The organism is Nostoc sp. C117 (assembly GCF_043099735.1).
In the GTDB taxonomy this organism is placed as follows: domain Bacteria; phylum Cyanobacteriota; class Cyanobacteriia; order Cyanobacteriales; family Nostocaceae; genus Nostoc.
Window position 1 is genome coordinate 3,867,501 of the sequence record NZ_CP170991.1, and the last position, 13,382, is coordinate 3,880,882.

Annotated in this window: 10 protein-coding genes, 1 rRNA gene and 1 pseudogene (1 of these 12 only partly in view); 4 read left to right on the top strand and 8 right to left on the bottom strand. The window is 42.3% G+C overall.

All coding sequences use genetic code 11. The features are described from left to right. Nucleotides 1-786 (bottom strand): 16S ribosomal RNA (locus ACFG4S_RS16630) (it extends 704 nt beyond the left edge of the window). 821 nt (nucleotides 787-1,607) lie between these two features. On the opposite strand from ACFG4S_RS16630, the pseudogene ACFG4S_RS16635 reads away from it, so the two are divergent. Next, nucleotides 1,608-1,803: pseudogene (locus ACFG4S_RS16635) on the top strand (IS1 family transposase); the annotation flags it as partial. Between the two features lie 72 nt (nucleotides 1,804-1,875). Here the strand turns inward: ACFG4S_RS16635 and ACFG4S_RS16640 are convergent. The 6 genes from ACFG4S_RS16640 to pgeF all read right to left on the bottom strand — a co-directional run bounded on the left by ACFG4S_RS16640 (nucleotide 1,876) and on the right by pgeF (nucleotide 9,130). Continuing rightward, entirely contained in the window at nucleotides 1,876-2,211 is a 336-nt protein-coding gene (locus ACFG4S_RS16640; protein WP_392535830.1) for a DUF3082 domain-containing protein, read from the bottom strand. Between the two features lie 116 nt (nucleotides 2,212-2,327). Continuing rightward, nucleotides 2,328-3,281, bottom strand: a complete 954-nt coding sequence (gene ispE, locus ACFG4S_RS16645; protein WP_392536001.1) for a 4-(cytidine 5'-diphospho)-2-C-methyl-D-erythritol kinase — start codon at nucleotides 3,279-3,281, stop codon at nucleotides 2,328-2,330. Between the two features lie 196 nt (nucleotides 3,282-3,477). Beyond that, nucleotides 3,478-4,314 carry a 16S rRNA (adenine(1518)-N(6)/adenine(1519)-N(6))-dimethyltransferase RsmA gene (rsmA, locus tag ACFG4S_RS16650; RefSeq protein WP_392535831.1) on the bottom strand — a complete coding sequence of 279 codons (837 nt, stop codon included), beginning with the start codon at nucleotides 4,312-4,314 and terminating at the stop codon, nucleotides 3,478-3,480. 94 nt (nucleotides 4,315-4,408) lie between these two features. Beyond that, nucleotides 4,409-5,047 (bottom strand): Uma2 family endonuclease, encoded by a 639-nt coding sequence (locus ACFG4S_RS16655; RefSeq protein WP_392535832.1) that lies wholly within the window; start codon nucleotides 5,045-5,047, stop codon nucleotides 4,409-4,411. A 201-nt stretch (nucleotides 5,048-5,248) separates the two neighbouring features. Continuing rightward, the gene (locus tag ACFG4S_RS16660) at nucleotides 5,249-7,840 is read right to left on the bottom strand and encodes a PAS domain S-box protein (protein WP_392535833.1); all 2,592 of its coding nucleotides are present in this window, start codon (nucleotides 7,838-7,840) and stop codon (nucleotides 5,249-5,251) included. 489 nt (nucleotides 7,841-8,329) lie between these two features. Continuing rightward, nucleotides 8,330-9,130 carry a peptidoglycan editing factor PgeF gene (gene pgeF, locus ACFG4S_RS16665; RefSeq protein ID WP_392535834.1) on the bottom strand — a complete coding sequence of 267 codons (801 nt, stop codon included), beginning with the start codon at nucleotides 9,128-9,130 and terminating at the stop codon, nucleotides 8,330-8,332. A gap of 78 nt (nucleotides 9,131-9,208) precedes the next feature. Between pgeF and ACFG4S_RS16670 the strand changes: the two genes are divergently transcribed. Then, the gene (locus ACFG4S_RS16670; RefSeq protein ID WP_392535835.1) at nucleotides 9,209-10,027 is read left to right on the top strand and encodes a biotin--[acetyl-CoA-carboxylase] ligase; all 819 of its coding nucleotides are present in this window, start codon (nucleotides 9,209-9,211) and stop codon (nucleotides 10,025-10,027) included. Nucleotides 10,028-10,117: 90 nt separating this feature from the next. Beyond that, complete coding sequence (locus ACFG4S_RS16675; RefSeq protein ID WP_392535836.1) at nucleotides 10,118-11,707, top strand: peptidoglycan DD-metalloendopeptidase family protein; 1,590 nt, start codon at nucleotides 10,118-10,120, stop codon at nucleotides 11,705-11,707. A gap of 131 nt (nucleotides 11,708-11,838) precedes the next feature. Here the strand turns inward: ACFG4S_RS16675 and ACFG4S_RS16680 are convergent, their stop codons facing one another. Next, entirely contained in the window at nucleotides 11,839-12,519 is a 681-nt protein-coding gene (locus ACFG4S_RS16680) for a riboflavin synthase (RefSeq protein WP_392535837.1), read from the bottom strand. 342 nt (nucleotides 12,520-12,861) lie between these two features. Between ACFG4S_RS16680 and ACFG4S_RS16685 the strand changes: the two genes are divergently transcribed. Continuing rightward, on the top strand, nucleotides 12,862-13,359 hold the full coding sequence (locus ACFG4S_RS16685; protein ID WP_012406891.1) for a bifunctional nuclease family protein: 498 nt from the start codon (nucleotides 12,862-12,864) through the stop codon (nucleotides 13,357-13,359). Nucleotides 13,360-13,382 lie beyond the last annotated feature (23 nt).

The window sequence follows — 13,382 nt, forward strand, 5'->3', positions numbered from 1 at the left end:
TACAAGCCACGCCTAGTATCCATCGTTTACGGCTAGGACTACTGGGGTATCTAATCCCATTCGCTCCCCTAGCTTTCGTCCCTCAGTGTCAGTTGCGGCCTAGCAGAGCGCCTTCGCCACCGGTGTTCTTCCTGATCTCTACGCATTTCACCGCTACACCAGGAATTCCCTCTGCCCCGAACGCACTCTAGCCGTGTAGTTTCCACTGCCTTTACAAGGTTGAGCCTTGCTCTTTAACAGCAGACTTACACAGCCACCTGCGGACGCTTTACGCCCAATCATTCCGGATAACGCTTGCATCCTCCGTATTACCGCGGCTGCTGGCACGGAGTTAGCCGATGCTTATTCCTCAGGTACCGTCATTGTGTTCTTCCCTGAGAAAAGAGGTTTACAACCCAAGAGCCTTCCTCCCTCACGCGGTATTGCTCCGTCAGGCTTTCGCCCATTGCGGAAAATTCCCCACTGCTGCCTCCCGTAGGAGTCTGGGCCGTGTCTCAGTCCCAGTGTGGCTGATCATCCTCTCAGACCAGCTACTGATCGTCGCCTAGGTGCGCTCTTACCACACCTACTAGCTAATCAGACGCGAGCTCATCTTCAGGCAGCAAGCCTTTCACCTCTCGGCACATCCGGTATTAGCCACCGTTTCCAGTGGTTGTCCCAGACCTGAAGCCAGATTCTCACGCGTTACTCACCCGTCCGCCACTAGCTCCGAAGAGCCCGTTCGACTTGCATGTGTTAAGCATACCGCCAGCGTTCATCCTGAGCCAGGATCAAACTCTCCGTTTTGTTGTGTTTCGAGTTTGTGGCTCCGAAAAAAATATTTCCCGGAATCCCAGTTAAAATATCGATTGTCTTTTTGGGTTTTCCCAAAAACAAAATCTTCTGACGAGGATTGGTTATTTTTAAGCTTTCAAAGTATTGTGTTTTTACGGTTCAGGTGTCGTTGGCGTTCTCTTTTGCCTTCCGACTTAACTAGAGTAGCTAGTCTTCCCCTAGATTGTCAAGGGGTAAATCTAACTTTTTTTTATAGTGGTTCAGAACGTTTGACTAGTAGTGCTTTGAGCTTAATCGCTTAAGGATTCAGAAGAGAAGCAAAAAACCAAGTGGCTTTTCGTTTATAGATAGGACTCCTATTTGATTTTTGGGCGTGCATTTAGGACGTTTAATGAGACTCTCGGTGTACATCCACAACTGTTTTTGGTTTCTGTGACGGTATCAACAGGGACTTTTTTGTTTCTAAACGAAATCTCTCAGAACTAACCAACACACTTTCTTTTGCGTTGTGCTGTAGGGCGAACAGTTGATTCCGATACTTGCCAATCTTGGGTTATATGGAAGTAATCCCTCTTTGTATCACTCTGAGAAAAGAAAAATAAGAGCCAAATTTTCAACTCTAGATATAACAGGCATTTGAGCGTTTATTTTCTCACACAATGCCTGAAATCAAAATTTTTGGTAAAAGTCTTATGCTGTAAGCATTCAAGATTATTCTCTCCGGAAAGTGATAAAAGAGGGATAAGTTTCGATATTCTCCGAGGCGGAGTGTCTCCGACTCCGCGTCAATATTGCAAGCAAATTAAAAGTTGGTCTTCCAAATCTAATTTATTTGGACAACCTGGAGTTGGTTTAGGAAGGTTTATCCTCAGTTTATTGACCCTGGATCTCAGATTGTAAGTAAGATTTATATGACTAGAGTTGAAGGTGAGAACACTCTATGTAGCCATTATGTTAGACGACTACATCGAAAAACATTGTATGTATTATTCTAAGTATCTAGAAAGGCTGAAATACTCTATTCGATAATTACTTAATTAATTGAAGTATTGTTTTATTCCTCTCTTTGGTTAAGTGATACTGCAATCAGCAACGTCAGTTTTACTTGTGGACTTCACTCTTTTTTTGGTTAGTTAACTGTTGCAGCAATAATTGCAGTGCCAGAGCTAACAAACCAATTGTTACTATACCAAATATCCCGCTTCCTAAAGCAACTACACCGACAACCAAGGTACGAACAGCAGAGGCAATTTTTATTACCAATGGATTAACTGAATAGATAGGTTTAGCCGCAAAATTTGTGGCGATCGCAATCATTAGCGAATACATTGCAAATGCCATTCCTCCGGAAATGACAGCCCCAGTAATAGACCTTAACGGAGTGGCTGTAACCTTGGCTGGAACATCTGTTTTTGGAGTTAAATTTTGGTCACTCATACAATTTTTAGATTTGGGCGTTAGGAATGGGGCATTGGATATGGCGATTGCTGAGTTAAGAGTTTTGTTTATCTTCTTGTCCTCTTTGTCTCACTTATATCCCTCACAAAGCTTTTTTAAACTGAGGATACTACCTCAATACCATGTGTGACTGTCCGAGTCACAAACAATTCTAAATCCTCATCAGAAATTGCTTTCCTGAGATGCAGCTTAACTTTTTCTGCTTGCTGTTCAGACTCAAAAAGAGCAAATACTGTCGGACCAGAACCAGACATCATTGTTCCTAAAACGCCTTCTTGATTTGCAAATAGTTCTCGCAGTTCTAATACTTTGGGATAGGCTGGTAATATTATGCGCTCTAAATCATTATGCAGTTTTTGAGCAATTTTTCCTGGGTCTTGAGCGACGATCGCTTTTACTATTGCTCCTGAGTGGACTGCACTAGCACGCGCTGCTAAGTCGTTGGTATCTTTGATGTAAGAATCACCAAATTGCTGCCGATAGGTTTTGTATGCCCAAGCAGTGGAAACTTCTAAGCTGCGATATTTTGCCAATACTATATATATATTATCCAAACTGGGCAGGGGAGAAAGTTGCTCGCCTCTACCTGTGGCGATCGCTGTTCCACCTGATACACAAAATGGCACATCTGAACCGAGTGTAGCTCCCAATTCTGCTAATTCTGACTGAGTTAGTCCCAATTTCCAGAGTAAATCTATCCCCACCAATACAGCTGCGGCATTTGTCGAACCCCCGGCTAAGCCAGCCGCTACAGGAATTTGCTTATTGATGCTAATCTCTACACCTCCATATTTAGCCCAGGCTTCAGGAAATTGGCTGGCCATGAGTTCTGCTGCTCTATATGCCAGATTACTTTTATCTGTCGGTACTTGTGGGTGGTTGCAGTGAACGCGAATGGTGTCAGTACTGATGGAACGAACATCAATTTGGTCTGCAAGTCCAATACTTTGGAGTATCATTGCCAACTCGTGGTAGCCATCGGGGCGATCTGCAATGATTTCTAGATACAAGTTGATTTTAGCAGGGGCAATTAGGTTGTAAGAATGCATTTTTGCGGAAGTGGGAAGTGTGATATTGGGCATTGTGCAAAACAGTTCCGTTAGCAGCGGGGCGTTTAGCCCGTTCCGAGTTCCGAGTTCCGAGTTCTGAGTAAAGAACTCGGAACTCAGCACTCAGCACTTCTGAGGGGCATTGGGAATGGGGCTTTGGACATTGGTATTAATAATTTTCTTGTGCTGCCTTTCCCTACTCCGTACTCCCGACTCCCAATTTATTTGCTAAAGTTACCCATTGCTGAGTGCTGAGGTCTTCGGCTCTGGCTTGGGGATTTATTTCTAATTGTTCCAGTAAGTGGGTCAGGCGATCGCGTTCTACGACTGATTGCAAGTTATTTCGTAACATTTTGCGCTTGGCACTAAACCCCAACTTCAGCAGACTCTCTAACTGTCTTGGATCGCGTGCTGGTATTTCTATTTTTTGAGGACGCAATCGCACGACTGCTGAATCGACTTTTGGCGGTGGATGGAATGCAGCGGCTGGAACTGTAGAAATTAATTCACACTCAGCTAAATACTGTACCCGCACACTCAATGCCCCAAAGGCCTTTGACCCTGGTTTAGCATACAATCTTTCTGCTACTTCTTTTTGTACCAGTAGCACTATCGAGTCAAATGGTTCTGAGTTGGGGTTAGCGATCGTACCAAGTAGTTTCTCGATGATTGGACCGGTAATATTATAAGGAATATTGGCTACTACTTTATTCGGCTTTTGAAAATTGGGAAATGTTGCTAAGTGTGATGTTAAATCTAGAGTCAGAAAATCTCCTTGTAGTAGTAGAAAATTTTCTTTCTTACCTAGTTGCTTTGCCAATAGTTCGCATAGGTCGCGGTCTATTTCAACTGCGACGAGAGATTGTACCAAAGGTAGTAAACGACGAGTTAAAATACCCGTTCCTGGACCAATCTCTAGAATGCGTTCACCGAAGTCATTGCTTTTTCTACACTCTGCTGCTTGAATAATTGAGTCCAGAGCTTTTTCACTTTTAAGCCAATGCTGGGCAAAGACCTTGCGCGGTCGTATCATGATAAAACTCCATCACAAATTTGATCCTATAAAAACTAGAGGGTAAAAGCGATCGCAATTACCAAAATCACAATATTGCCTTTGGCTGAAAAAATCATATTTGCTTTCTCACCCAAGCACGAAATGCTTTCATTGTTGCATTCCTACCATCAGCTTTACTTCGGTTTAAATATTCGGGAATAATTTGAGCTATGGAGAAATTTGGAAAAATAGAACTTGTAGAAGATTTTATATATGTACCATTAATCAAAACATTAATTTCTAGTTTAGTTCCATTCCAGCGCCATAATTCTGGAACTTCCAATACTTGATAATTATTAAAATGAGTCCGGGAGGTAATATCAATTTCGATTGCTAAATCTGGAGGTGGATCGACTGTTAAATCAATTCTGTCCTTACCTCTAACAGCAGTTTCGTTTTGGATGTAGAAGCAATCATCGGGTTCTACCCCAGCATCCATCTTTTCTCGATCAAAAGTTGTAGACCCCAAACTCCAAAATTCAATATCAAGTTCTTCAAAAAGAACTTTTAGTAAGTCCCCAATAATAACTTTAGCTACCTCATGCTCTGGTAATGGAGCCATTATTTCCAGCTTTCCTTGACTGTAAGATATCCGAGAACTGCGATTTTCACCCAATTCTGCCAAAATATTTTTGTATGTTGACCAGGATATACCTTTAATCAATAACTGATTACCAACAGGTACAATTAGTTGGTTGAGTTCAACTAACATAACTTACTTGCCTCTAAAGTTAACCTAAGTAATACCAAATCCATCTTATCAGGAGAAAATACAGCAGATTTGAATTTGGTCGACTACACAATCTCATTCTCAAAGCCAAGCTTAAAGCCCATTTTACTTCTGTTAGTACAGTAGGGCATAGCTGGAGCGTCTCCGGCTCCCTTTATAAATTCTGCTGTATTACTTGACAATCTATGACTGACTGGTGGGAATTTTAATTATGAATTCTGCTCCTTGTCCAAGTATTGAATTACAAGACAAATTTCCCCGATGTTTCTCTACCACAATCTGGTAACTGATGGATAATCCCAGTCCTGTACCTTTACCAATATCTTTAGTAGTAAAGAAAGGATCAAAAAGTTTTGGCAGTATTTCTTGGGGAATCCCTATACCATTATCTGATATGCTGATGACTACCCATTTGCTATTAAAAACTTCGGTGGAAATGCGAATTTGTCCTTGCTTTACTATCAATGAATCTTCCAAGGCATCAATAGCATTAGTGAGAAGATTCATAAATACCTGATTTAATTGACCCGGATAACATTCAATGAGAGGAAGTTTACCATATTCTTTAATTACAGAAATCTCTGGGTGATTTGGTTTAGCTTTCAAGCGGTTATGTAGAATCATCAAAGTACTATCGATACCTTGATGGATATCTACGTCTTTAAATTCAGCTTCATCAAGGCGGGAAAAATTCCGCAGGGAGAGGACAATTTCCCGAATTCGCTGAGTTCCTACGGACATAGACTGGAAGAGTTTTCCAAGGTCTTGTTTGAGAAAATTAAGGTCAATATCTGCGATTTTTTCTTGAATTTCTTCTGGGGGATTGGGCAAATGTTGTTGATAAAGTTCTACTAGACGCAACAAGTCTTGAGTGTATTCACTGGCTGGAATAAGATTACCGTGAATAAAATTGACTGGATTGTTTATTTCATGGGCAACACCTGCAACCATATTACCTAGTGAAGACATTTTCTCACTTTGGATAAGTTGGCTTTGAGTGCGTTGCAGTTCACGCAAAGTATTTTCCAAATTTTTGGCTTGTTGTTGTAATTGTATTTCGGTTTTTTTGCGCTCAGTAATATCAGTTGAAACACCGAGAATTTGCTTTATTTTCCCATCAGTACCACGGCTAAACATTGTTTCTCTAGTGTATAACCAGCCCCATTCACCATTTGCTTGTCTCACCCGAAATTCAAACTCAAAAATCTCACCATCATTGGCTGTACTACACTTTTTTAGGTGAGCTACGACTTTTTCCCAATCGTCTGGATGAGTAATTGTAGGAAGAATTTGTGTTCCCATCTGCTGAATTTGTTCATTAGAATAGCCAAGAATTTTGCCAATTTCTTGATTTGCATAAACATTACGCTGTTCTTCTAAATCGAAGATATAGAGAATATTAGGAGAAGAGTCAGCAATGCGTTGAATGAAATGTTGGCTGGCTTGGAGTGCTTCTTCGGCTTGTTTACGCTCTGTAATATTTAACGCTGTTCCGACCAGTCTATAAATTTGACCTTCGCTATTTTTTAAAGGATTAATTGTAGTTAGCCACCAAGTTTCTTGACCGTGAAAAGTCAAGCGTTCTTCATACTTTAGACTAATACTACTTTCTATACATATTTGAAATCGTTCACGTACTTGTTGACTTTCAACAATACCATGCACATATTCTGGAGTTTGACCAACGACCTCTGTGCGAGTCATTCCCGTTGCTTTTTCTGCTGCTGTATTCCAGCCAGCATAACGAAATTCATGGTTTTCTAGAATGTCAACCACGAATATTACTTGAGCAACACCATCATAAATACTGCTTAAGAACTGCTCTTTTTCTTGTAGTTGATCTACGGCTTGTTGGCGATCGCGTAATGCAGCTTGTTCTTCGCTAATATCGACCATATAACCATACCAGAGAATTTCACCTCCTGGTTGGCGTTCTGGTCGCGCGATCGCTTTTAGCCATTTCTGCTGGCCAGATGAAGTTACAATCCGCCACTCATGTTCGTAGTTTTGCAGACTTCGGGCAGAACGAATAAATGCTTTGCGTAAACTGGAAATATCCTCAGGATGAACACAAGCAAGTGTTAGAGACACATCATTTCTGATTTGTTCGGGATCTACTCCGTAAATTTCTCGACATCCAGAAGAAACAAAGGGGAACAACATTTTACCATCAGGGTACAGGCAAAATTCATGAATCATTCCTGGTACATTGTCCGCTAGTCGTTGGAATCGTGCTTCTGTATGTTCCTGGCTTTTGGCTTCTAGCTCTTTATAGTCCCGTTTTAGTGTTTCTTGTACTTGTTTGCGATCGGTAATAATTTCAGAGAAAATGACTATACCACCAATTTCGCCGGATTCTTCGTACCAAGGATTTATTTCCCATTTCACCCAATCGATTGTTCCGTTTGTATGGTGAAAGATATCTTCTTCAGATTTATCCACGGCTCCCGCCAAGCAACGTTGATGAATTTCTTGCCAATACGGAGAATTTTCTGGGAAGATTTCAGAGTGAGAGCGACCAATGATGTCTCGATGGCTCAGATGATAATCTTCTCGCCAACGGCGACTAGTCAAGAGGTAGCGCATTTGTCGATCGAGTATAGCGATCGCAGCAGGGATATATTCAATAAACAAACCCATCTGCTGTTGGCTAGATTTTACTGGATTTGAAGACTTGGTATTTTCTAAACTGGCAACTACCTGACGCAGTTCTATTAATTCTTGTTGCAGAGATTGATAAGTCTTGTTATCGAGGGAAATAATATTACAAAGCATAGTTCCATTAGTTGCCAGCTAGGGATATGAAATTGACTTCATTTCTATATTTCCCAATAATCTGTAGTAAACAACGTTAATCTCTCAAGAAAAAATCTCAAGATAATTCTTAATCGCTAATTTCTAATTCGTCAGTATTACACTCCGAGTAAATTCCCTTTGTTTTAGCAAAGAATAAATTTAAGCAGGAATCAATTACAGAATATATCAACTGAGTTAAGTACACTATCTAAGTCTCGAAGCTAGGCATAGAGATTATTATAAATCTGAATTCTGAATTTTGACTGATGAATTCGGCTGTAACAATTACAAATTATCTAAATAATTATTTGAGAAGTATATTGTAAATTCAGCTTTATTTATTCCCTAAACTATTGTAGGTTTTTACCTTTTAGCAACTAATTAAATGTAAATATTTGCAGATGAACCTTTGTAGTAAGGACTAAAGTGCTTGATTTTTTCAGCCCTAAAGTGCTTACTACAAACCGCTCAAAACTTTTGTGAGATACCAGTAGTTTTGCGACTAACAATCCCTGACCATTGTACTTTTTTCTCTTTTTCTCGGCGGTAAGAAAAGAAATGCTCTGGAGTTTGGAAAGTACAATAAGGTGCGATCGCAATTTGTTCTCCAGTTATTCCCAAACTTTCTAGCTGTAAGGTATTCACTCGTCGCACATCCAGCCGTACCTTTCCAGAATTTGCATCTTCTAGCAAAGGTGAATTTGGTAGAAGATGCAATGCAGTTATAATTTTTCCTTCGTTATTATCTGGTATAATAGTAGCCCCAATTTCGGCAGCCACTTCTATGGAGACTTGATAAACCTCACCAGCGATCGCCGGACCCATTGCAATACGTAAATCATCCAGTTGACTGCCTTGAGATTGTAATCGGGCGATCGCTTGGGGAACAATCTTCTTGGCAGTACCCCGCCATCCAGCGTGTATTGCTGCCACTTGTCCGGTTTTCACATCCCCAATCAGCACGGGTGTACAATCTGCACTAGCGACCCAGATAGCTTGTAGAGGCTGTTCGCTAATTAAACCATCTGCCGATGCTAAATCATCTCCCAGAGCTTTTAAAGAACTTTCGACTTCTTCGGGAGTGAGAACAGTATTGCCATGTACCTGCTTTAAGCGATAGACTGATGCCTCTGGTTGCAGTATTGGAGTGATATCTTGTGGCGATCGCGGCCAAAACTGCTGGGTAAAGAAACCGTGATGCCAATTTTCCAAAATACTACAAGTTAGATAGGGCAGTCCTTCCCAATTGCGCCAGTGCCAAGTGTGCATCTTTAACCAAACCTAAACACAAAATCACTCATCAGCCAATTAATGCTAACTTGAACAACGGGATTTGGGTTAACTGCTGTGGAATTTGATCTGCAAAATTTAGAAGTAGCTTTGAAAGCAGGGCGTAAGTATCCATATTTACCATTTTCTCTGCACCTTTTTGAAAGTGTCTCCTCAACTAACCAAACCCTCTGGGATATGCTAAACCTTGGAGCTAGTTCCGGCTCCGTAGTAATCGCAGCGGTACAGACTGCTGGACGCGGACAATGGGGACGCCATTGGATTTCTCCTGTTGGAGGATTGTATCTTTCACTAGCGATTTCTTTTGATCGCAAAATAGAAGCTACTGACAGCTACCAGCTAACTTTCGCTAGTGCTTGGGGAATTGCGTCTCAATTGCGGCAGCACAACGTGAATGTTGGGATAAAATGGCCCAATGATTTAGTTTTAAATGGTCGCAAGCTAGGCGGCATTTTGACAGAAACCAAAGTAAACAAAGGACAAATTACGCAAGCAGTAATTGGTGTTGGTATTAACTGGACAAACCCAGTACCAGAAACTGGAATTAATCTGGAATCTTGGCAAGCTTCCCAACATTACAGACCGATTTCTTGTCTGGAAATGCTCACCTCTACAGTATTACTAGGAATAGAATCCGGTATGGAGTGTCTTCACCAAGAAGGAATAAGTATACTCTTATCTCGCTATTTAGATTTGCTCACAAACATGGGTGATAAGGTCTACGTCAACAATCTTTCAGGTACTGTAGTCGGGGTGACTCCTCAAGGAAATTTACGAGTTGATTTGGAAACACATGATACAAAGGAACTAATTACACCGGAAATTTATATTGAACCCGGTACAATCAGTTTGGGATACCATAAATCTTCCGTTTAAATTTTAGGTTTGTTCAAAATTTCGCTCTTTGGGCAAGACAAACCACTAGCATCATCTCTTTAGGCTCATTACACACAACTGAGAGAACAAATGACGCAGCGCAAAAATTCTGCCCATCATCGTTTGCACTACTTATGGCAGCGAGGTCTGACAAAAAAACGTTTAGCCTCGTCGCTACCAGCCCAGAGTCTCTGTTGGCTAGGTAGTGTTAGTCTCCTTAGCGGCGGCTTCGTGTTTGCCCAAACGGAAACACAAATAGATAATATTGTTCCCACTGTTGAAAATTCCCAGCCAACAGCAGTTACAAATCCAGTTAAAACCTCGACTCCACTCGGCTTAAAAAAACAGACTGTTGCGCCCGAAGTTGCTCAAACACAGCCAGACTTTGCTCAACGACGAGCCAGACTTAAACAAAGACTACGCAAGCCAGAAGTTGCTCAATCAAAAGAGCCAGTTAGGCAGTCTACACCCAAAATCGAAACTGCTGAACCTGTTGTGATTATCAGACAGTCTAAGCCCAAGGTCGAAACTTCCCAGGTTGCTCCTCCAAGGGTGAGAGAGGAAAAACCCAATACGCCTACCCGTTCTTTACCTGAAAAACTCCCAGAAGTTGCTCAACCATCAAATAACTCGAACAACACTGTCAGAGCAACTGCGGCGAAAACTAACGATTATAATAACGCCTATATTGACCCCAACAGTTATGATGCCGACGGAGGTGGCACTTATCAAGCGCCAAATTCCGTAATCCTCACAGAACGCTCTAGTGGTTGTCGCACCACTTTGCCTTCAGGGCAAGGCGTATCAGTTGGGGTTTGCGCTCAACCATCCCAAACCGCGCGTGTAGGTGATTCTAATGGCAAATCAGCACCTAGTTGGCTCAGAAGGAGTCAAAACGCACAGTTACCAGTAGTTCCATCCGTAGAACAGGTTGCAAGTACTGGTAACGTCAGCAGATGGCGTGGTAATCAAAGTAGTTCTGGTGGTGTTAGTAAGACTGCATTCCGGCCCAATCGGTTTATTCCTAGTCCCGGCGAGTTTAGCCCGACGACAGTTAGTGCAACTCCCATTGCGCCGAGTGGTGGTACTTTACCCCCACCAATGGCAGATGGCAACATTGCCCCCCGCCCCAGCACTGTCGCTTATGACTTCTCACTGGCGTCAGTATTGCCACAAATACCCTACACCGGGACAGTTGCCTATGCTAGTGGTACAGGAATGATGTATCCACTATCTATTCCTGCTCCCATTACCTCTTTGTTTGGTTGGCGAATTCATCCCATCACAGGTACTCAACGCTTTCATGCTGGTACAGACTTAGGCGCAGCTATGGGAACACCAGTTTTAGCTGCTGCTGCTGGTCAAGTGGAAACTGCAAACTGGAACGGTGGTTATGGTCTAAGCGTTATCATTAATCACAAAGCTGCTGAACAAACTCTCTACGGTCATATGTCAGAAATCTTTGTTCAACCCGGTCAGTGGGTACAAGCAGGGACTATGATCGGCCGAGTTGGCAGCACAGGTGCTTCTACAGGTCCTCACCTGCACTTTGAAATCCGTCACCTGACAAAAGATGGCTGGGTTGCTACCGATCCAGGTGTGGAATTACAAAGCGCCCTCAGCCAGTTAGTTAGAGGCTTGCAGACCGCTCAGGTAAGCCAAGAACGGGCAGCTAACTAGGGACTGGGGACTGGAGAGTGGGGATTGGGGACTGGGGAGTAGGGATTGGGGACAAATCAATTCAAAATTCAAAATTAAAGAACTCCTGCCTCCTGCCTCCTGCCTCCTGCATCCTTTTTCCCAATGCCTAATTACAAATACCCGTGTTCTGCTAAGAATGCGGGTGTAATGTTGTCTATACTGGTATTATCAGGGGCTGTAGTCTGTGGTTTGCCAGAATAAACGAATTTTTCCACGTATTTGCCAAGAATATCTCCTTCTAGGTTGACTAAACTACCAGGAAGCAAATAGCGAAGATTTGTATCGGCGTAGGTGAGAGGAATTACCGCGACCTTAAATTGGGAGAATTCTGGTTCATATGTGGCTACTGTAAGGCTGATGCCATTAACGGCAATGCTACCTTTGGGGACAATGTACCGGGCGATCGCTTCTGATGCTGTAAAGGTCATTTCCCAAGAACTAGCCGTTTGTTCTGCCACTAGCAATCGACCGATACCGTCTACATGACCCATGACAAAATGACCGCCGACTTTGCTACCCACTCTGAGGGACGCTTCTAAATTGACATATCTCTGTTGCGTTTCCTCGCCTCCGAGAGTTGTGCGACGTAGAGTTTCCGGTGAAGCAGTGGCAATAAACCCGTCTTTTAAAACTTTTTCTACAGTCAGACAAACGCCATCTACTGCAACACTGTCACCATAAGCCAAATCTTGCATAATTACTTCACCAGACTGGCTAACACAAGTAATTTGCCAAGAATCACCCTCTAAGGGTTTCATTGTTCCTAATGCTTGGATTAATCCTGTAAACACCGCTTTTTTGCCAAACTAACTCTATTTATTGCCTAATTTTGGCGGAAATTAACTGGTAATTCTCACATAATTTGAGAATATCTTAAGTATATTTTCTGACTTTTTTTTCCATAAGAAATATTAACACATTCACATCCTTCACAAGGCATACTTGGGTAAGAAGCTTATTGTCTAACCAGACTCTTTTGACTTACTCTGGTGTTCACCACAAGTTCGGAGTTTAATAGAAGCAATTATAGAGAACAAATGCTTATGTTTATTACTGTCCTCCAACTGCCCAATAAAGGGTACTATTTGTTACACAGCGTCCAAGGCTCTCAAAGGATTGTAGAGGCTTAGCCAATGATTGAAATGAAAGTCGCTGGCATAGCATTAGATGCCATAACCCGCAGCCCGATCGTACTTTTGAAAGATTCTTCAGATCGGCGGGCTTTGCCAATTTATATCGGTCAGGAACAAGCTAGGGCAATTATGGGCGCACTGGAGAATCAGAAGCCTCCTAGACCCTTAACCCATGACTTGATTGTGAATCTTCTAGAAACTTGGAACATGACTCTAGAAAAGGTAATTATTCATTCCCTGCAAAAGGATACATTTTATGCAGCTTTAATTGTTCAGCAAGGCGAGGTGAAAAAGGAAATTGACGCCCGTCCTAGCGATGCGATCGCCATTGCCCTGCGTACAAATACCCCAATTTGGGTAATGGAAGAAGTCATTGCCGATGCTTCTATCCCTGTCGATCGCGATGCAGATGAAGCCGAACAACAAGCCTTCCGTGAATTTATTTCCAATCTCCGTCCTGAAGATTTGATCAAGCGCTTTGGTAATGGCGACAGCTAGGAAAGTGCTGAGTGCTGAGTGGG